Raw genomic sequence first — 21,103 nt, forward strand, 5'->3', positions numbered from 1 at the left:
TGCCGACACGAGCGCGGCACACAGGGGACGAAGGCAATGAACGAGCAGATTTCCGCAGCGGTTGCGTCCGAGGCCCTGATGCCGCCGGATGATGTCGTACCGGTGCAGCGCATCGCCGGCATGGGCGTGGGCGAGTTCATCGCCGAATATCGCAAGCCCCGGCGGCCGGTCATCCTGGTCGACGCCGCCCGCGAGTGGCCCATTTACGGGCGCGCCACGCCTGACGATTTTCGCCGCGCCTACGGCAGTCGCACGGTGCGGGTACGCGGCCGCGACTACGCGCTGGGCGAGCTGATCGATCTGCTGGAAGCCTCCACCGTGGAGCAGCCGGCGCCGTATCCGTGCAAGTTCGAGATCGCCAGGGATTTCCGCGAACTGGTGCCCGAGGTCACGCCGCGGTTCCGTTACAGCTTGCCCGACCGCCAGGCCAACCCGCTGCTGCCGCAGCAGTTGTTCCGGTCGGTCAACAACCTGGAGATTTTCTTCGGTGGTCCGGGTGGCGAGTTCCCCTACCTGCATTACGACGTGATGCGCCTGCATGCGTGGATCACCCAGTTGCATGGCGACAAGGAATTCACCGTGTACGCGCCGGGACAGGAGCACCTGCTCTACGTCAATCCGGACATGCCCTGGCAATCCAGCATCCAGAATCACCACCATCCCGATTACGAGCGCTACCCGCTGTTGCGCCAGGCGAAATCACAAAAGATCGTGGTGCGCGCGGGTGAAACGCTGTTCCTGCCGTGCGGCTGGTGGCATACCGCGCGCAGCTTGAACATGACGATCTCGATCGCGTTCGATCAGCTGGGGCCGGACAACTGGTCGGCGTTCATCGGTGACGTGGTCGAGCAGCGACAGCGGCTGGGACATCCGCTGAAAGGATTCTTGCTGGGCGCGTACCTGCGTTTGCTGGGCCCGGTATTGAGCGTGGGCGAGGCTTTCGGTGCCAATCAGTCGCGCGGTTGGGGAAACCGATAATGTCCGACGTGATTGCCGACACGGTGCCATCCAGCGAGCAAGCCGCCGGGCACCTGCTGGATCTGATCCGCGCACAGGCGCGCCTGCGGCCGCAGGCGATAGCGTTGTGCGCGCATGACGCTTCAATCGATTACGCCGAGCTGCTGGATCGGGCCGGTCGGTTGGCCGCCGCGCTGCAGGCACAGGGCATGCGGCCGAACGACGTGATCGCGCTGGTGGCCGAGCGCGACCCCGCCACGCTGGTACTGATGCTGGCGATTTTGCTGGCAGGCGGCGCCTGCCTGCCACTGGATGCAGCCTATCCGCCGGCCCGGTTGGCGGCCATGCTCGAAGACGCGCGGCCGCGATTGCTCATCGCGGATGCACAGGCCGGCTACGAGCTTCCCGACGGCACAACCCGCGTTGATCGCAATCAGCTCGAAACGGCAGCGGCTGCGATGGCACCGCTTGCGGCGCAGGTGCCGGGTGAGTGGATCTACGTCCTGTTTACTTCCGGCTCCAGCGGGCGCCCCAAAGGCGTGGCCATGCGCAGCGCCGTGCTCGGGCATCTGGTGGCGTGGCATGTGTCGCATCCGCGGCTTGGGCACGCCGCGCGCACGCTGCAATTTGCGCCGCTGAGCTTCGATGTGTCGTTCCAGGAAATGCTGGTGACCTTCGCCGTCGGCGGCACCCTGGTATTGCCCACGGAAGCGGAGCGCCGCGATCCGTACGCGCTGCTGGCGTTGATCGCGCGGCAACGCGTCGAACGGATATTCCTGCCCTACGTGGCACTGCAGGCGCTGGCCGAAGCGGTGGCGACCGGTGGTCAGATGCCTTCCACCTTGCGTGACGTGGTGACGGCCGGTGAACAGTTGCGTGTCACGCCGGCGATCCGCACGCTGTTTGCCGGGCTCGACGGTGGCGTGCTGCACAACCACTATGGTCCCACCGAAACGCATGTGGTCACGGCGCATGAGCTGGAGGGCGATGCGGCGAACTGGCCCGAGCTGCCGCCGATCGGGCAACCGCTGCCGCATGTGCGGGTACGCCTGGTCGATGATTCGCTGCGAGATGTCGAGGCCCCGGCCGAAGGCGAGTTGCTGCTGGGCGGCGATTGTCTTGCCGCCGGTTACATCCATCGTGCGGACCTCACCGCCGAACGGTACATCGAACTCGATGGCGAGCGCTGGTATCGCACCGGCGATGGCGTGTGCGATACCGGCAACGGCGTGCTGGCCTATCGCGGCCGGCTGGATCAGCAGATCAAGCTGGACGGCTTCCGCATCGAGCCGGCCGAGATCGAGTCGGTTCTGGGCCGCCATCCCGGCGTCGCCGAGGCCGTCGTGGTGGCGGTGGATGATGCGCAAGGCCGGCGACTGGTAGCGCATGTGGTGCCGCGCGATGCGCAGGCGGATGAAACCGTGCTGCTGCGGGAGCTGCGCGCGCATGGCGAACGATGGTTGCCTGCGTATCTGCAGCCACACGCGTTCGTGGTGGTGCCGCTGCTGCCGCTCACCGCGAGCGGCAAGATCGATCGGCGTGCCTTGGCGAACGCGAACGCCGCCCCGCCATTGACCTGGCAAGAGGACGCACCGCTGCAGCAGCAGTTGCGCGGCTTGTGGCAACAGCTGCTGGGCCTGGCCGAGATCGACGTGCAGCAGAACCTGTTCGACCTTGGCGCGCGTTCGCTGACCGTGGTGCGGGCGTTGACGGAGTTGCGCCGCCGCGGTTTTCACACGCTCAGCGCCGCGCAAATCTACGAGCATCCGAGCGTCGCCCGGTTGGCTTCGCTGTTGTCGGACGCGCCGGCCGTGGTGCCGTCGGCAGCCGATGAGTTGGCACGTGGCAATCGTCAGCGCGCGGCGCTGGCGCGGTTTGCGCCCAGGCGTGGAGGCATGCAATGAACCAGGATATCGAAGGCGTCGCCATCGTCGGCATGGCTGGGCGTTTCCCCGACGCCGATTCGGTCGATGCGTTGTGGCGCAACCTGCTGGCCGGACGCGAGAGCATCACCCGCTTCACCCCCGAGCAATTGTCGCCGTCCATCGCGGCCGACCTGCGGGCGCATCCGCGCTACGTGCCCGCGCGCGGCGTGATCGCCGATGCCGATCGTTTCGACGCGGCGTTCTTCGGCATTCCCGCACGCGAAGCGTTGCTGATGGATCCGCAGCAGCGCGTGTTTCTCGAACTGTGCTGGAACGCGCTGGAAAACGCCGGCGTGGATTCGCAGCAGTTTCCCGGCAGCGTCGGCGTGTACGCCGGCACATCCAACAACGGCTACCGCAAGCTGGTGGATTCACGTGCGGACCTGGTCCAGGCCGCCGGCGAGTTCGCCACCATGTTGGCCAACGAGAAGGATTACGTGGCCACGCGCGTGGCCCATCGACTCGACCTCACCGGCCCGGCGCTGAGCCTGCACACCGCCTGCTCCACCTCGCTGGTGGCGATTGCGCAGGCCTGGTACGCGTTGATGAGCTGGCAGTGCGACCTGGCCTTGGCGGGAGGCATCAACATCGTGGTGCCGCAGGCGTCCGGTTACCTGCCGGTCGAAGGAGGCATGGAGTCGGAGGATGGCCATTGCCGCCCCTTCGATGCTTCGGCCAACGGCACGCTGTTTTCGTCCGGTGGCGCGGTGGTGGCACTGAAGCGCGTCGCCGAGGCCATCGCCGATGGCGACACCATCTACGCGGTGATCCGCGGCGTGGGCGTCAACAACGATGGCGGCGACAAGGCCAGCTTCACCGCGCCCAGTGTGCGCGGGCAGGCGGCGGTGATCGCCCAGGCGCTGGCCAGCGCCGACGTGGAGGCCGATTCGATCGGTTACGTGGAAGCGCATGGCACGGCGACGCCGCTGGGTGATCCCATCGAGGTCGCCGCGCTGACCCGTGCATTCGGCGCGTCACCGGCTACCGGCGACAGCTGCTGGCTGGGGTCGGTCAAGGGCAACCTCGGTCATCTCAACGCTGCCAGCGGCGTGACCGGTTTGATCAAGGCCGCGCTGGCGCTGCACCACGGCAGGATTCCGCCCACCTTGCATTACCGCACGCCCAATCCGGAGATCGATTTCGCGTCCGGCCGGTTCAAGATCGCCGATCAACTGATCGACTGGCCGCGTGGCGCACGGCCGCGGCGTGCGGGCGTCAGTTCGTTCGGCGTGGGCGGCACCAATGCGCACGTCATTCTGGAGGAAGCGCCGCTGCCCGAGGCCGCCGCGCCGGGTCGGCCGTTCACGCTGTTGCCGTTGTCCGCACGCGATGAACCTGCGCTGCTGCGCCGTGCCGCCGAGCTGGCCGACGCACTGGCGGATCGCCCCGACGCCTCACTGCCCGACATCGGTTACACGCTGGCAGTGGGACGGCGTGCGCTGCCGGTGCGTGGTTGCGTGGTGGCCCGCGACGTGGCCGACGCGCGCGCCAGGCTCGCCGAACTGTCCGCGCAGGCACCTGTAGCGTCTTCGGTTTCCACGGTGTTCCTGTTTCCGGGGCAGGGTTCGCAGCATGCCCACATGGCCCGCGAGCTGATCGACAGCGAGCCGGTTTTCCGCGATGCGTTCGAGCGTTGCTGCGCCATCGCATCCACTTGCCTGGGTCGCGACCTGCGTTCACTGATCCTGCCTGCGGCCGGTGATGAGGAAGCGGCAAACGCCGCGCTGGCCGATACGCGTTTCACCCAGCCAGCGTTGTTCGCGGTGGAATACGCACTGGCCGACCTGTGGGAGTCGTGGGGCGTGCAGCCGGCCGCCATGATCGGCCACAGCATTGGCGAATACGTGGCCGCCTGCCGCGCCGGCGTGTTCAGCCTGGACGACGCGCTGAAGCTGGTCGTCGCTCGCGGCGCGGCGATGGCCGCGCAACCCCGCGGTGCGATGTTGGCGGTGCGGCTGGATGCGGAGAGCTTGTCGTCGCAGTTGCCGCCCGGTGTGGAAATCGCCGGTCACAATGCACCCGCGTTGACCGTGGTGAGCGGCAGCGAAGCGGCTATCGATGGTTTTGCGCAGGCGCTTTCCAGCGACAGCATCGCATCAACCCGCTTGCGGGTGAGCCATGCATTCCACTCCGCCGCGATGGACGGCGCGCTGCCGATTTTCCGTCAGGCTTTCGAGGGCGTGATGTTGCACGCGCCGCAGCGCCTGTTTTATTCCTGCGTCAGCGGTGCGCCGATCACGGCCACCGAGGCCACCTCGATGGATTACTGGTGCGCCCAGTTGCGCCAGCCGGTGCATTTTGTCCAGGCAGTGCAGGACGTGCTGGCGCGACAGGAAAAAGCGGTACTGCTGGAAGTCGGGCCGGCGCAGGCGCTGACGGGTCTGGCGCGCGGCATGCTCGATGGGCGTGGCCGCGCGGTGGCATCGCTTGGCCCGGCGGCGCGTCCGGGCGATGCGTCGGAACACCTGCAGCGCGCACTGGGCGAATGCTGGTGCGCGGGCGTCGCACCAGCATGGGCAGACTATTTCACGGGCCAGCAGCGCCGGCGCGTGCCGTTGCCCGGTTATCCATTTCGCGGCGAGCGCTACTGGATCGAGCCACCCGCCGCGGCCTCGGCAACGCAACACGTCACGGAAGGGAAGATCACCATGCACGAAGGATTGCCATCGACCATCGCGCCCGCCGCGACGCCGGCAGTGCCGGCGCGCGCGTCGCGTCTGGCGCAGGAGCTGCGCGAACTGTTCGAAAACCTCAGCGGCGAAACCATCGCGCCCGCGCATGAGGGCGACAGCTTTCTCAGCCTCGGGCTCGATTCGCTGGCGCTCACCCAGGCCACGCTGGAGATCGAGCGGCGCTACGGCGTGAAGCTGAAATTCCGTCGGCTGATGGAGGATCTGGACAGCGTTTCGCGGCTGGTGGCGCTGCTCGATGAGACGCTCCCCGCCGAGCCTGTCGCCGCCGCTGCCCCGATGATCGCGGCGCCCGCGCCCACGGGTACCAGCACTGATCCGTCGGCGCTGGCCCAGCTGATCCAGAGCCAGATGGCGCTGATGAACCAGCAGGCCGAATTGCTGCGCGCGCTGGCCGGCGGAACGGCGGCGGTTGCGCCCGTTGAAGCGCCAGCCCAGGTCGCCGCCGGCGAAGTCGTGCCCGAAGCCAATCTGGTGGAGCGGCCGTTCGGCGCGTCCGCCCGCATCGTCACCGCGCGTCATGGCGAATTGAACCCGGCGCAGCGCGCGTGGGTGGATACGTTCAGCCAGGCCTATGGCCAGCGCACCGCGCGCTCCAAGGCCTTCAGCCAGCAACATCGTGCCTTGATGGCCGACCCGCGCGTAGTCACCGGCTTCAATCCGCTGTGGAAGGAGCTTACCTATCCGATCGTGGTCGAGCGCTCGCAGGGCGCGCGGTTGTGGGATCTGGATGGCAACGAATACATCGACCTGCTCAACGGCTTCGGCGTGAACTTCCTCGGTTACCAGCCCGAGTTCATCACCGCCGCGCTGCATGCGCAGCTCGACGCCGGCATGGAGATCGGGCCGCAGCATCCGCTGACCGCCGACGTGGCGCAGCTGATCAACGACATGACCGGCATGCCGCGCGTGGCGTTCTGCAACACCGGCTCCGAAGCGGTGATGGGTGCGATGCGCATCGCCCGCACCGTGACCGGGCGCAAGACCATCGTGATCTTCCGCGACTCCTACCACGGCATCTTCGACGAGGTGATCGTGCGCGGCACGCGCACGCTGCGTTCGATCGCGGCCGCGCCTGGCATCCTCGCCAATGCGGTGGAGAACGTGCTGGTGCTCGATTACGGCAGCGACGAAGCTCTGCGCGTCATCCACGAGCGCGCCCACGAATTGGCCGCGGTGATGATCGAGCCGGTGCAGAGCAAGCACCCCACCTTGCAGCCACATGCGTTCGTGCGCGCGTTGCGCGAGTTGTGCAACGACGGCGGCTGCGCACTGATCTTCGACGAGGTGATCACCGGTTTCCGCATGGCGCCCGGTGGCGCGCAGGAGTACTACGGCGTGCGTGCGGACATCGCCACCTACGGCAAGATCATCGGCGGCGGCCTGCCGTTCGCGGCCATCGCCGGCGGCACGCGCTGGATGGATGCGCTGGATGGCGGCCATTGGCAGTTCGGTGACGAAAGCTACCCCGAAGCGGGCGTCACCTATTTCGCCGGCACCTTCGTGCGCCACCCGCTGGCGCTGGCCGCAGCTCATGCCGCGCTGAGCTGGGTCAAGCAGCAGGGGCCGGCGCTGCAGGCCGGCCTCAATGCGCGCACGACCGGCCTGATCGATCAGCTCAATGCGGTATTCAAGGCACGTCGCGCGCCGCTCACCGCGCTGGGCTACAGCTCGCTGTGGCGCATCCTGGTCGATGACGATCAGCCCTGCGCCAGCCTGTTCTGGTACCGCCTGCGCCATGAGGGCCTGCACGTCTACGAACAATTCAACTGCTTCCTCTCGGTGGCGCATGGCGACGCCGAGGTGGCGCGGATCGTGGAAGCGGTTACGGCGGCGGTGGATGCGCTGATGGACGGCCATGTGCTGACGCCACGCGACGCATCGACCGAACCGGCCCATGCGCCCGCGGTTGGCGTCGAGGCAGATGCCTCCGCCATCGGGCTTCCCGCTGAAGCACCACTCAGCGAAGGGCAGCTGGAGAAATGGCTGGGCGGCCAGTACGGCGGCGCTGCCGAGTTGGCGTTCAACGAATCGATGGCCTTGCGGCTAGAGGGCGCGCTGGACGCGGTCGCGCTGCGGCAGGCGCTGCAAACGGTATGGTCGCGCCATGAAGCGTTCCGCCTGAGTTTCGCGGCGGATGGCAAAAGCCAGCGGGTCAACGATGACACGCCCTTGCCGCTGGCCGAGATGGATTACGCGGGCTACGGTGACGAGGCGCAGACGCGCTTCACTGCGTACTGCGAAGCGCAGATGGGCCTGCCTTTCGACACCACCCGGGCGCCGCTGGTGCGCTTCAGCCTGGTGCGGCTGGGCGAACGAAGCCATGGTCTGCACGTGATCTCGCACCATCTGGTGATGGATGGCTGGTCGGTGGCCGTGTTCATGGATGAACTGGCTCGTTGCTACAACGCTGCCGTCGCCGGCCGCGCGCCGGATCTGCCGGTGGCGGAGTCGTTCCGTGCCTACGTACTGGATGAGCGGTCGCGGCAAATCCGCACGCAGGCCAGTCAGCTCGATTACTGGAAGGCTGTCTACGCGACGCCACCGGCTGCGCTGCAGTTGCCCGGCGACCACCCGCAGGCGGCGCTGGACTTTGCCGCGGCAACCGAGCGCCATGCGTTCCCGCCCGCGCTGACCGCCGCGCTCAAACAGGAAGCGCGCCGGCTGGGCGTGAGTCTGTACAGCTTGTTGCTGGCTGGCTTTGGCGCGTGGATTTCGCGCTTGACCGGGCAACACGACTTCGCGGTCGGTATCCCGTTTGCTGGCCAGGCGCTGGCAGGCAGCCATGCGCTGATCGGCGATGGCGTCAACACGCTGCCGGTGCGGTTGAAGGTGGATCCCGCCGCGACCACGGCAGCGCTGGTGAGTCGCACGCATGCAGCGCTGCTTGATGCGTCCGAGCACCAGGACATCACCTTCATGAACATCCTGCGTGCGCTCGGCCTGCATCGCCGCGCCGGCGGCACGCCATTGACCGGGGTGATCTTCAACCTCAATCCGCGTGTGCCGGACGTCACCTTCAGCGGCCTGGAGCACGAGCTCCACGATTGCCGTCGCGCCGCGCTGGCGTGGGACCTGTTCTTCAACCTCAACGACACAGCGAAAACGCTCACGCTGGATCTTCACTACGCCACGGCCAGGTTCGACAACGCCACCATCCGTCGCTGGATCCAGACGTACGAAGCCGTGCTTGCGGACATGCTTGGCAACGGTACCCAAGTGGCCCAGAGGGGCGAGCGGACGGGCGCCGCGGATACCTTGATCGCGCTGCTCGACGCGCAAGTGAAAAGAACGCCGCAGCGCATTGCCGTGGCGTGCGAAGGGCGCACGCTTTCCTACGCCGAACTGGACCGGCGGGCCACCGCCGTTGCGCAGGCACTGCGCGCGCGCGGCGTCGGCAAGGGTCAGCTGGTTGGCGTTTCCATGCCGCGCAGCGAGCACATGCTGATTGCGGTGTTGGGCGTGATGAAGAATGGGGCGGCTTACGTTCCGCTCGATCCCGCGTTCCCGGAGGAGCGCCTGCGCTACATGGCCGAGCACGCACAGCTTCGGCATGTGTTGACGGCGGAGGTCGATGCGCTGCCGGCCAGCGTAGCCCGTGGCCTCGAACTGCTGGCCATCGCCGATATCGAAACCGGCACACACGCAGCGGCGGCCTTGCCCGTCGTCGAAGGCAGCGACCTGGCCTACGTGCTGTACACGTCAGGGTCGACCGGTCAGCCGAAGGGCGTATGTGTTTCGCACCGGAATCTGGCCAACTTCCTCACCAGCATGCGTGCGCAGCCGGGTATCGACGAAGCGGATGTGTTGTGCGCGGTCACCACGCTGTCGTTCGATATCGCCGGCCTCGAGCTTTACCTGCCATTGATCGCCGGTGCCCGCGTGGTGGTGGCCAGCGATGCGCAGCAGCGCGACCCCGACGCGTTGCTGCAGTTGCTGCGCGAGTGCCAGGCCAGCGTGTTGCAAACGACGCCCGCGCTGTTGCGGATGTTGGCCGACCACGATGCCACGGGCGTCATGCGCAAGCTCAAATTGCTGGTGGGTGGCGAAGAGCTGCCGCGGGCCACCGCCGACCTGCTGGCCGGGAAATGCCGTGAGCTGTGGAACATGTACGGCCCCACAGAAACCACGATCTGGTCCACCCTGATGCAGGTGCAGCCGGGTCCGGGCCCGGTGCCGCTGGGGCGCCCGATCGCCCGCACGCGCATCCACATCCTCGATGAGCAGCGGCAAGCAGTGCCGCAAGGCGAGGTCGGCGAAATCTGGATCGGCGGCGATGGCGTGGCCGATGGCTACCTGTTCCGCGACGACCTCACCGCGGAGCGCTTCCGCCCCGATCCGTTTGCCACGGACGGATCGCGCATGTACCGCACCGGCGATCTGGGCAGTGAGCGTGATGGCGTGCTGTTCTTCCACGGCCGCGTGGATCATCAGCTGAAGGTTCGCGGCTATCGCATCGAACCGGGCGACATCGAGGCCGCGGCAGGCACCGATCCGGCCGTGCGCGAATGCGTGGCGGTAGCGCAGCCCTTCGGCGACAACGACGTGCGGCTGGTGCTGTACGTGGCGGCAGCGGTGGACGACCCGGCCTGGCTCGCCCAGCTGCGCGATCGGCTGCGCGACCGGCTGCCCGCCTACATGCTGCCGCAACACATCGAGCGGCTCGAGAGCCTGCCCAAGACACCCAATGGCAAGATCGACCGCAAGGCATTGCCGCTGCCCACGCGAGCGGCGGAGTTCGCCGCGCCCTCACCGGGCTCGGCGAAACGGTCGACGCAGATGGACCTGCGCGAGATCTACATCGCGGACATCTGGCGCGAGCTGATCGGGGTCGAGGATGCCCGCGAGAGCGACAATTTCTTCGACGTCGGCGGCCATTCGCTGCTGGCAGTCGAGTTCGCCACCCGGGTCCAGCGTGAGAGAGGCGTGCGCATTCATTTGCTCGATATCGCCACCGGCACGCTGGCGTCGCTGGCCAGGGAATTGCCCGAAACCGCGGCGACGGCTGCACCCGGCACGCCCTCGTTCGGTGCACGGCTGCGTCGTTTGCTGGGGTTGGGGTGAGGACGGCGATTCGTTCAGCGGTTGCAGTTGCCCGGCAAAGCAACACAGGCGAGGGCGCACCCGCCGCCGTTCGGTCTCGTACGCCTGGGTCACGGCAGCGTTCCCGGACTCTTGCCGCCAACCCTCCCGCCGAGGAGTGACGCAATTTTCCGGGCGCCTTCCATGTGTCAACATAGTCGGGGTCAAGCGTCTGAGAGCTCCGTCTCATTTCGCCGTTTCCAGCGGTAAGTCGGCAGGCGGCGCATCGGTCCTTGATCAAGCGCAATGGTCAGTGTCGCAGCAAGGCGGCACACGGCTGGAGCGAACGGGTTTGAGTTGCCGGCAGTCCGGCCGATAGCGGTGGACGCGGGCGTAGAAGGGGAAATGATGGGTGCGGATGGTTTGACGCTGGGCTTCCTGAGCCGAGGCCATGCGGCGACAGCGCGCATGGCATTGTCGGATGGCAATGGCGTACTCACGTATGGCCAGCTGCGGGAGCGCGTGCTGGGCTTGGCCGGCCAACTGGTCGCGGCAGGCGTTGTCCCGGGCGATGTCGTGGCGGTGGCGTGTGACCGTTCGGTCGAAAGCGTGGTGGGCATCCTGGCGGCGTATGCGGCGGGCGCGGCATATCTGCCGCTGGATCCCTCGTACCCGCAGGCTCGTCTGGCCCAGATGCTCGACGACGCGAACCCCCGGCTGGCGGTGGTGGTGCCGGCTGCGGATGGCGCCGTGTTTCGTTCGCGCGAGTTGCCCATTATCGAAACCACAGCGATCGGCTCGGCGGCCGCGTTGGTCGAACCGGTGTTGGCCGCCGTGCGTGCGCCAGCCTACGTAGTGTTCACCTCCGGCTCCACCGGTCGTCCCAAGGGGGCGGTGGTGTCGCGCCATGCATTGGCGCGCATGGTGGACTGGCATGTGGAGCATCCGCGCCTGGGGCAGCCGGCGCGCGTGCTGCAATTCGTTTCGCTGGGTTTCGACCCCTCCGTCCGCGACATTTTCGCCACGCTGGCCACGGGGGGGAGTTTGTTGATGGCCGCGGAAGCCGATCGCAAGGACCCGTTCCGCCTGCTGAATCTCATGCGCGAGCAGCGCGTCGCGCGGGTGGCCCTGCCTTACGCCATGCTGCGCGCCGTTGCCGAAGCGTGGGCCGAAGGCGGCGCACAGCCGGAAGCGTGGCGCGACGTCATCACCGGAGGCGAGGCCCTGGCCATTACCCCGGCTGTTCGGCAGCTGTTTTCAGGGCTGCGTGATGCCGTGCTGTACAACGAATACGGTCCTACGGAAACAGGTGTCCTCGTCACCAGCCACGCGCTGGCTGGCGATCCCGCGCATTGGCCCGAGCGGCCCGACTTGGGGCTGGCGCTGCCCTACGCGCATCTGCACGTCGTCGACGAGCAATTGCGGCCGGTGCCCGACGGCACGGAAGGCGAGCTGCTGATCGGCGGCGACAGCGTGGCAGACGGTTACCTCAATCAGCCGCAGCTCACCGGTCGAAGTTTCGTGCAGCTGGAATCGCCTGCTGCGACGGAACGCGTCTACCGCAGCGGCGACCGCGTGCGGCGGGAAGCCAATGGCCATCTGGTTTTCCTGGGCAGGGTCGACGATCAGGTCAAGGTCGCGGGATACCGGGTGGAGCTTGGCGAAGTGGAAGCCGCGCTTTCCGCCCATGCCGCGGTACGCGACGTTGCCGTCGTTGCGCCCGAGGGAGCCGCTGGCCGTCAACTCGTCGCGCACATCGTGCTGGCTGGCGACGCGCTCTCGACACACGATACGCGTGCCGCGATCGAGCAGCATCTCACCGCGCAGCTGCCGGCCTTCGCCCGCCCACAGAATCTGGTTTTCCACGACGCGCTGCCACTGACGTCCCATGGCAAGATCGACCGCCGCAAGCTCGCGGCGCATTCGCTGCCGGATGTTGCTGCGCTGCCGGCACGGCCCGACGCGGCGATGGAAGATCGCGCGGTGGCGCTGTGGCGCGAATTGCTGGCCGCTCCCGAACTGCGCGCCGAAGATAACGTGTTCGACCATGGCGCCGATTCGCTGTTGGTGATGGTGTTCGTCACGCGATGGCGCTCCATCGCCGGGTCCGCCCTGAGCGCGGCGACGGTTTATCGGCACCCGTCACCGCGCCAGCAAGCGCAAGCGAGCGCTGTTGCGCCACCGGCGGCCGAGGGGCGCACGGCGGAGGCGGAGCAAACCGATTCGTCATTCGCCGCGCTGCCATCGGAGGTGCCGCTCAGTCACGGTCAGATGGAGAAATGGTTTGCCAGCCAGTTCGGCGAGATGGCGTCGTTGTCGTTCAACGAATCCTCGTCACTCCTGCTCGACGGTGAGTTGAACCGGGCTGCATTCCGTCAGGCGCTGGAGATTGTGTGGCAGAGGCACGAATCGCTCCGATTCAGTTTCGCTGCCGACGGCAGCAGCCAGCGTTTCAATCCTGACGTGCCGCTGCCATTGATGGACGCGGAACTCGCCGAAGCCGGAAAGACAGCCGCGACACTCGACGATTTCTGCGATGCCCAGGTCCGCCGGCCGTTCGATCTGACCACGGCGCCCCTGGTGCGTTTCACCCTTGTGCGGATGGGCGAGCGCCGGCATGCGCTGCATATCGTGGCGCATCATCTGGTGATGGATGGTTGGTCGCTGGCGATATTCATCAGCGAATTGAGCGCGTGCTACAACGCGCTTGCCGCTGGCCACAAGCCGGTCCTTGCGCCGGCGGCCGCATTCCGGACCTATCTGATGGCCGCGCAGGCACGCCGCGCGGAGCGCCTGACCGCGAGCCTCGACTACTGGCGGCAGGTGTATGCCACACCGCCGCCGACGTTGCGCCTGCCCAGCGACAGGCCGACACCCGGGCAGCCCGATTACGCCGCCGCCACCGTGCGGCACGAGTTCGCTCCCGCGCTTGTCGCCGCGCTGCGAAGCGACGCGGTTCGGCGCGGGGTGAGCCTGTACAGCCTGCTGCTCAGCGGTTTTGGCGTGTTGCTGGCGCGGCTTTCGGGGCAGAACGATTTCGCGGTTGCGGTGCCCTTTGCGGGCCTCGCGCTGGCGGGTAACCAGTCGCTGATGGGCGACGGTGTCAGCTCGCTGCCGTTGCGCATGCAGCTCGAGCCCGGGCTTGCCTGGGGAGACTGGATCGACCGTAACCATGCTGCCGTGCTGGATGCGATGGCGCACCGCGAGGCCACGCTGACGGATATCCAGCGGATGCTTGGCCTGCGTGCCCACAACGGCGAGGCGGCATTGACCGGGGTGACATTCAACCTGTTGCCCGAATCGACCGCAGTGGCTTTCGACGGATTGGCCCATGAGGTGCGGGAATCTCCGCGTGTGGCCCTGGACTGGGACCTGTACTTCAACCTCAGTCCCTCCAACGGCACGTTGGTGCTGGACCTGCACTACGCCACGGCGCGGCATGACGCGCCGACCATGCAGCGCTGGATCGGCTTTTACGAGGCGCTGCTTCGCAGTATCGCGAACCTTCGCGGTACGGATGTCGCCCTCGGCGCGATCGATCTGCTGGGTGCCGCCGGCCGCCACGAGGTGCTGGAAAAATGGAACGCGACGGCGGTGCCATACGCTCGCGAGCAGGGCTTGACCACGCTCGTCGAAGCGCAGATGCAGCGGGTTCCACGGCAGGTGGCCGCCGAGTGCGGCGGTAAATCGATCAGTTACGGGGAGCTGGATCGAACAACGCGTACCCTGGCCCACGCGCTGCTGCGTCGGGGTATCGGGCGCGGCAAGCTGGTGGGGATCTGCGTGCCCCGCAGCCTGGAGATGTTGATCGCGGTGGTTGGCGTGCTGCGCAGCGGCGCGGCCTACGTGCCGTTGGATCCCACCTTCCCGGCGGAACGCCTGCACTACATGGCGGACCATTCCGGCCTCCAGCATGTACTGGTGACCGACGCCGGATTGTTGCCGCAGGAAGTGGCGTCGAATCGTCTCCTGCTGGACGTCACGGAGTTGCTGAAGGAGCCTGAAGAACAGATGGCGCTGCCGACCGTCAGCGGCGAAAACCTGGCCTATGTGCTGTACACCTCCGGTTCCACCGGCAAGCCCAAGGGCGTGGGCATCACTCATCGCAACCTGGTCAACTTCCTGCTCAGCATGAGCCACGAGCCCGGTTTCGGGGTGGATGACGTGTTGTGCGCGGTGACCACGCTGTCGTTCGATATCGCCGGGCTGGAGTTGTATCTGCCGCTGATCGTTGGCGCCCGCCTGGTGATCGCCACGGAGGAAGAACACCACGAGCCGCAACCGTTGTGGGATCTGGTGGAGCGCAGCGGTTGCAACGTGCTGCAGACGACACCCTCGCTGTTGCGGTTGCTGATGGATTCCGGACGCGACAACGAGGTGCGCAACCTGCGTCTGTTCGTGGGCGGCGAGGCCCTGCCGCTGGAAGTGGCCAACAGCCTGGCCGGGCGTTGCCGCGAGTTCTGGAACTTGTATGGCCCCACCGAGACCACGATCTGGTCGACCGTGGCCCGTGTCCGCCCGGGGCTGACCGAAGTGCCGTTGGGCAAGCCGATTGCCAATACCCGTATTTACGTGCTCGACGCCAACGGCGAGCCGACGCTGCCCGGCCTCATCGGTGAAATCTGGATCGGCGGCGATGGCGTGGCGGACGGCTATCTCCATCAGCCCGAGCTGACCGCTGAACGTTTCCTCGCCGACCCGTTTGTCGGTGGTGACGCGCGCATGTATCGCACCGGTGATCTCGGCAGCTGGCGCGATGGCGTGCTGTATTTCAACGGGCGCGTCGACAACCAGATCAAGATCCGCGGATATCGTATCGAGCCAGGCGACATCGAGGCTGCAGCGGATGCCTATGCGGGCATGCGCGAATGCGTCGCGGTGGCGTACCGCTTCGGTGACAACGACTTGCGGCTGGTGCTGTACGCCGTCGTCGATGGCGATCGCACCGATGTGGCCCGAGCGCTGCGCGAGCACCTGCGTGCACGCCTGCCGGCCTACATGTTGCCGCAACATGTCGAGTTGCTCGATGCCTTGCCCAAGACGCCCAACGGCAAGATCGATCGCAAGGCCTTGCCCGAACCCTCGGCTGCCGGTGCTGTCGGCCACAGCACCACGATGGCGACCGCCCCCACGCTAGATAACCCGCGGGAAGCCTACCTGGCCGCGGTATGGGGAGATCTGATTGGCGTAAGCGACATTAGGCGCAACGACAATTTCTTCGATATCGGGGGACATTCGCTGCTGGCCGTCGAGTTCGCCAATCGCGTGCAACGTGAAACCGGCGTGCGCATTGCGTTGCTCGATGTGGCCACCAGCACGCTGTCGGCGCTGGCCGCCGAGCTGCCCGAGGCGAAAGCGGTTGCCGGTTCGGGCAACGCGTCGCTGGGCATGCGCCTGCGTCGGCTGTTCGGGATCAAATGACATGGACCAGCCTCGCCGGAAACCTATGCCATGACCAGCGCATTGGAACTTGCGTTCTGGGGCAGCGCCCTGCTGCTCGTGCATGTCTTTGCGGGCTACCCGATATGCATGTGGCTGATGGCGAGCCTGATGCCGCAACCCGTGCGCAAGCGGGACATCACGCCGAGAGTGACGATTGTCATCGCCGTTCACGATGGTGCTGGCGAGGTCGATGCCAAGCTGGCCAATCTCAACGCGCTGGACTATCCCTCGCAGCTGCTGGACATCGTGATCGTTTGCGATGGCTGCGGTGACGACACGGCGGAACGCTGCCGGCGGTTTGGCGACCCGCGCCTGCGCGTGCTGGAGTTTGCCGAACGTCGGGGCAAGGCCGCCTGCCTCAACGATGGCATCGCCGTCGCCACCGGCGAGTTGCTTTTGCTGACGGACATTCGCCAGCGACTGGCGCCGGTGGCGCTGCGCGAACTGGCCGCCAACCTTGGTGACGAGTCGGTGGGTGCCGTCAGTGGTGAACTCCAGCTGGAGGATGCGCAAACCGGCTTTGCGCGAGGTGTCGATGCCTACTGGCGCTATGAAAAGCTGATCCGTCATGCCGAAAGTCGCGGGGGCTCGACCGTCGGCGTCAGCGGGGCGCTGTATGCAATGCGTCGCGATCTGTTCCGGTCACTGCCTGCGGGCACTGTTCTCGACGATGTGCTGGTGCCGATGCAGGTGGTTGCGGCTGGCAAGCGCGTGGTGTTCGAACCGCTGGCCCTGGCCTGGGATCGCCCCTCGCAACACCCGGCGCAGGAGCAGAAACGCAAGATCCGCACCCTGGCCGGCAACTACCAGTTGATCCAGCTTGCACCCTGGTTGCTGTCGCCAGCGCGCAATCCGCTGTGGTTCCGCTTCGTCAGCCACAAGCTGCTGCGATTGCTGGCGCCTTGGTTGCTGCTGTTGTTTGCGTTGAGTTCCGCCGCGCTGGCATCGCGCCATGTAATCTACGCTGCAGCCGTGCTGCTGCTGGCCGTGGGCATGGCCTTGGTCGTGGCAGGAAAGCTGAGGCCGACGTTGGGGAAACTGGCACCGATTCGCCTGCTTGGGGCTTTCTTCTATCTCAATCTGTTCGCCGCGCAGGCACTCGTCGCTTTCGTCCGGAATCGGAGGTTGCACCTGTGGTGAACCGCACGGAAGAAAAGGATGAAAGGGTTCACTCGCCGGGTATTCGAGGCCGGCTGGGGGAGCTCTGTCACAGCAGTGGCCTGCTGCATGTGCTGCAACGGATGCGCGCCTGGAAGTACCGCGACCTGCGCATTCTGGCCTACCACCGGGTGGTGACGGTGGCCGATGCGCGCACGTTCGATTTCGACCTCGATCTTGTCAGTGCCTCGGCCGAACAGTTCCGTGAACAAATGCTGCTGCTGAAGCAGCGATTCGTCCCCATGCGCCTCGGGGACGTGGTGACGGCCATGGAAGCGGGGCAGGGCCTGCCGGCCGGGGCCGTGGTGGTGACTTTTGATGACGGTTACGACGACAACTACCATGTCGCGTACCCCATATTGCGCGAACTGGGCCTGCCGGCCACCTTCTTCGTGTCGACCGGGCACATCGATAGCGGCCGCCCCTATGACTACGACTGGCTGGTGCACATGGTCTTGCGCACAACAGCAAGCCACCTGCAGATCCCCGAGCTTGGTCTGGACTTGCCTCTGCCGGAAGAGCGCATCGGCCGGCGCCAGCTCGCCGGCGAGATGCTGAATCGATTGAAGACGCTCCAGGCCGTGACCCAGTCGGCCTTGCTGGCCCGGCTCGCCGCCGACCTGGATGTGCCCATGAAGGGCGTGCACCCCGCCTGCCAACCGATGAACTGGGATCAGTTGCGCGAAATGCACGCGGCCGGTTTCGAGATCGGCTCGCACGGCGTCAATCACCGGATGCTGGCGAAGTTGCCGCAGAGCGAACTCGAGAGTGAGCTGTGCGATTCGAAGGCGACGCTGGAGCGCGAGCTCGGCGGGGCTGCGACGCTTATTTCCTATCCGGTGGGCGGCGATGCGGCGTTCGACGAACGCGTCGTGCAGGCCACCATTGCAGCGGGTTATCGCGCCGGCTGCAGCTATATCAGCGGCACCAACCCCATGCCATCGGCGAACCGCTACGCCTTGTACCGCTTGCCGGTCGAGCGCGAGATGAGCGCGGGCTGGTTCGCATCCATGCTGACGTTACCGGAACTGATGAGTTATCCCACCGTCAGCCGCATTACCTGATCAGGCTCGCTGTTGCATGCTCATTTTCATTCTTCTTTATCTCGCGTTGACCATCGTTCGTCCGCAGGATTACATGCCGGGGCTAACCGGCCTGCCGATACTTTCGGGGGTGCTGTTGCTGGCGTTTTTCAGCTGGCTGCTGTCGTCGGCCAAGACGTTTGCCGCGCCTCAGTTCTTTATCCTGCCCATTTTCCTGCTGGCATTGATGATGTCGCAGGTGGCCGCCGGCTGGGTTGGCGGTGCGCTGGAGGTGCTGGCCGCCTTTGGCCCCACCATGATCGCGTTCTTCGTACTGGCCACGGTGACGGCCAACAGTCCACGCCGCATTGCAACGACGTTCGCGGTATTCGTCCTGTGTGCGTGCGTGCTGGCCGTGCACGGCGTGGACCAGTCGCTGAACGGTATCGGCTGGACCGGCGTGGGCATGGCCGAGGACGGTCGCATCCAGTACGTGGGCATCTTCAACGACCCGAACGATCTGGGGCTGCTGTTCGCCGCGGTGTTGCCGATGGCCTGTTTCCTCAGCGGCCGGGGTGGGTTTCTGCGCCGGATCTTCTGGCTGGCTGCCGCGGGGTTGTTGCTTTACGGGGTTTACCTCACCAATTCGCGCGGCGCCTTTCTTGCGGTGCTGGCGATCGGTGGTGCCTATGTCTGGTACAAGCGCGGCATCGTGACCGCAGGAATCCTTGGCAGTGTCGGCCTGGTCGCCATGCAGCTGCTGTCATCGCGCATGCAGGAGCTGGACGCTGACGAGTCGTCGGCTGCCGGTCGCGTTGACGCGTGGTACGAAGGCTTGCACATGTTCCTTTCGCATCCGCTGTTCGGTGTGGGCGCGGGCAACTTCACCGAATACAACTACCTCACCGCCCATAACTCGTTTGTGCTGGTGCTGGCCGAAACCGGCTTCTTCGGTTTCATCACCTGGCTTGCCTTCGTGGGCTACGGCTTCTGGATGATGTTGAAGGTATTGCGGAGCCCGCCGCAGCCCGCGGCCGAGGGTGTCGTGGGCGCGTGGGCGGACGAACGCAAGCTGGCCCTGACTTTGTTGCTGTCGCAGTTGGGCCTGTTTGCCGCCGCCTTCTTTCTCAGTCGCAGCTATACGGTGGTGATGTACCTGCTGATCGCGGTGCTGGTGGGCTATTACGTCGGGGTGCGCAAACGCTACCCGTCGCTGCCTTCCTTCAGCCTGGCCGAAGGCTGGTGGCGCTGGATACCGATAGCCCTGGGCAGCATCTTCGCGTTGTTCGTCATCGTCGAAGTGTTGATGCATACCTCATGAGCAATCGCGCGCTGACCTTACGCAATACGGTGTTTTCCTCGGTCGGGATCTACACGGAGTATGCCCTTGGGATGCTCGCGGCGATCATGATCGCCCGCCATCTCGGCCCCGAGTTCTACGGTGTCTATGGCTTGTTCATGTGGTTTGTCTCGGTGGGCATGGTCATCACCAACTCGGGCATCACCACCGGGGTGATCAAGTTCGTCGCCGAACTGCGCGGTAGCGGCCAGGACGAGTTGATCGTGCCCGTAATCCGGCGCCTGCGCCGCGTTCAACGCATGCACATGCTCGCGGCGGTGGGCATCGGGGTGGTGCTGTATTTCTCCATGGGTAGCCGTTTTCCCATCCCGATCAAGCGGCTTGAGTTCGTGCTGCTGCTGGGCGCGATGGTGATGCGCGCGTCCTACATGTTCAACATCGCGGTGGCCAAGGGTTTCGAGGCGTTCGACGCGACGGCCAAGGTGGCCTTGGTGGCGGCGCCGTTGAACCTGGTCATGGTTGTCATCGCGATGCTGATGAAGGGGGACATTTTCCTGTTTGTGGTGGTGTATGCCGTCTCCAGTGTGGTTTTCCTGGCGGTTTCGCATGTCCAGGCCCGACGCGTGATGGCCATGCTTCCAAAGCTTGCCGCGCTACCGGCGGCGCTGGTGCAACGCATGCGCCGACATTTGCGCATCGTCTCGGCCACGGTGGTCATCAGCTTCCTGATCGCCAGCGACGTGGAAATCCTGTTCCTGAACATGTACGACAGCGCCAGGTCGGCCGGCTATTTCAAGGTGGCCTATCAGCTCGCTTCGGGCATCATCCTGCTGGTGCCTGGCGTGTTCGGTGCCTTGTTGTTGCCGATGATGGCCAAGGCGTTGAGCCAGGGGCAGGCCGTGGCCGGCCGGCGTTTCGCGATGGTGACGTCCTACCTTGTGCTGCTGGCGGTTCCGGTGGTGACCTTCGGCATGTGTTTCGCCGGCCCGGTGATCGCCTTGCTGTATGGCAGTTCCTACGCCGCTGCGGCCCCGGTATTCGCGCTGCTCATTTTTTCCGGCGGCGTGGGCACGGCGACCCAGGGAGCAAGCAGCCTCCTGATCAGTGCCGACCGGCAACAGACCATCCTGATACTCACGATCATTTTCGGATTGATGAAAGTCATCCTCGATGTCGTGTTGATCCGGCATTTCGGGTTGTACGGCGCAGTGGCCGCCATCCTTTCGGGAACCCTGATCGGCTCGACCGCGTATGTCGCCATCGGCGTGCGGGTGGGTGGAACGGGACTGCAGTGGGGACGCTTGCTGCGCATCATTCTCTCGGGGCTGGGCGCGGCGCTGGTTGCCCTCCCCGTGCTCGGTTTGCATCTGCTGCCGTTGTGGACCTTGCTGTTGGGCGGGGTGCTGGTATCGGTCACGTATCTGTGCCTGACCCTGGTGCTGGGATGCTGGAGCAAGGATGACATCGGCCAGTTGCAGGGGCTGCATCTGCGTTTTGCAGGTGGTCATCCGCGCATGCTGGGGCAGTTTCTGGGCTGGGCCGGTGCGCGTGCAGCGAGGCATTCATGATGAGCGGTTGGTATGAAAC

Annotated in this window: 8 protein-coding genes; all 8 read left to right on the plus strand. The window is 65.9% G+C overall.

The window, feature by feature from the left end:
• Positions 1-36: 36 nt before the first annotated feature.
• The 8 genes from ACFPK0_RS03545 to ACFPK0_RS03580 all read left to right on the plus strand — a co-directional run bounded on the left by ACFPK0_RS03545 (position 37) and on the right by ACFPK0_RS03580 (position 21,084).
• On the plus strand, positions 37-978 hold the full coding sequence (locus ACFPK0_RS03545; RefSeq protein ID WP_056081862.1) for a cupin-like domain-containing protein: 942 nt from the start codon (positions 37-39) through the stop codon (positions 976-978).
• Positions 978-2,861: a non-ribosomal peptide synthetase gene (locus ACFPK0_RS03550; RefSeq protein WP_377338396.1), complete on the plus strand. Its 1,884-nt coding sequence runs from the start codon at positions 978-980 to the stop codon at positions 2,859-2,861. Before ACFPK0_RS03545 ends, ACFPK0_RS03550 begins: the two co-directional genes overlap by 1 nt.
• Positions 2,858-10,636 (plus strand): hybrid non-ribosomal peptide synthetase/type I polyketide synthase, encoded by a 7,779-nt coding sequence (locus tag ACFPK0_RS03555; RefSeq protein WP_377338398.1) that lies wholly within the window; start codon positions 2,858-2,860, stop codon positions 10,634-10,636. Before ACFPK0_RS03550 ends, ACFPK0_RS03555 begins: the two co-directional genes overlap by 4 nt.
• A 426-nt stretch (positions 10,637-11,062) precedes the next feature.
• Entirely contained in the window at positions 11,063-16,015 is a 4,953-nt protein-coding gene (locus ACFPK0_RS03560) for an amino acid adenylation domain-containing protein (RefSeq protein ID WP_377338400.1), read from the plus strand.
• A gap of 30 nt (positions 16,016-16,045) precedes the next feature.
• On the plus strand, positions 16,046-17,176 hold the full coding sequence (locus ACFPK0_RS03565) for a glycosyltransferase family 2 protein (protein ID WP_377338402.1): 1,131 nt from the start codon (positions 16,046-16,048) through the stop codon (positions 17,174-17,176).
• Positions 17,173-18,258, plus strand: coding sequence for a polysaccharide deacetylase family protein (locus ACFPK0_RS03570; RefSeq protein WP_377338404.1), 1,086 nt, complete (start codon positions 17,173-17,175; stop codon positions 18,256-18,258). The genes ACFPK0_RS03565 and ACFPK0_RS03570 overlap by 4 nt, the downstream gene beginning before the upstream one ends.
• A gap of 16 nt (positions 18,259-18,274) precedes the next feature.
• Positions 18,275-19,537, plus strand: a complete 1,263-nt coding sequence (locus tag ACFPK0_RS03575; protein ID WP_056081847.1) for an O-antigen ligase family protein — start codon at positions 18,275-18,277, stop codon at positions 19,535-19,537.
• The gene (locus ACFPK0_RS03580) at positions 19,534-21,084 is read left to right on the plus strand and encodes an oligosaccharide flippase family protein (RefSeq protein ID WP_056081844.1); all 1,551 of its coding nucleotides are present in this window, start codon (positions 19,534-19,536) and stop codon (positions 21,082-21,084) included. Before ACFPK0_RS03575 ends, ACFPK0_RS03580 begins: the two co-directional genes overlap by 4 nt.
• Positions 21,085-21,103 lie beyond the last annotated feature (19 nt).

Origin of the sequence: Rhodanobacter ginsenosidimutans, assembly GCF_042655685.1 — a bacterium.
In the GTDB taxonomy this organism is placed as follows: Bacteria; Pseudomonadota; Gammaproteobacteria; order Xanthomonadales; family Rhodanobacteraceae; genus Rhodanobacter; species Rhodanobacter ginsenosidimutans.

What these genes read in the sequence shown, in the direction of transcription:
- ACFPK0_RS03545 (WP_056081862.1), top strand. Translation starts at nt 37, where the DNA reads ATGAACGAGCAGATTTCCGCAGCGGTTGCGTCCGAGGCCCTGATGCCG.
- ACFPK0_RS03550 (WP_377338396.1), top strand. Translation starts at nt 978, where the DNA reads ATGTCCGACGTGATTGCCGACACGGTGCCATCCAGCGAGCAAGCCGCC.
- ACFPK0_RS03555 (WP_377338398.1), top strand. Translation starts at nt 2,858, where the DNA reads ATGAACCAGGATATCGAAGGCGTCGCCATCGTCGGCATGGCTGGGCGT.
- ACFPK0_RS03560 (WP_377338400.1), top strand. Translation starts at nt 11,063, where the DNA reads ATGGCATTGTCGGATGGCAATGGCGTACTCACGTATGGCCAGCTGCGG.
- ACFPK0_RS03565 (WP_377338402.1), top strand. Translation starts at nt 16,046, where the DNA reads ATGACCAGCGCATTGGAACTTGCGTTCTGGGGCAGCGCCCTGCTGCTC.
- ACFPK0_RS03575 (WP_056081847.1), top strand. Translation starts at nt 18,275, where the DNA reads ATGCTCATTTTCATTCTTCTTTATCTCGCGTTGACCATCGTTCGTCCG.
- ACFPK0_RS03580 (WP_056081844.1), top strand. Translation starts at nt 19,534, where the DNA reads ATGAGCAATCGCGCGCTGACCTTACGCAATACGGTGTTTTCCTCGGTC.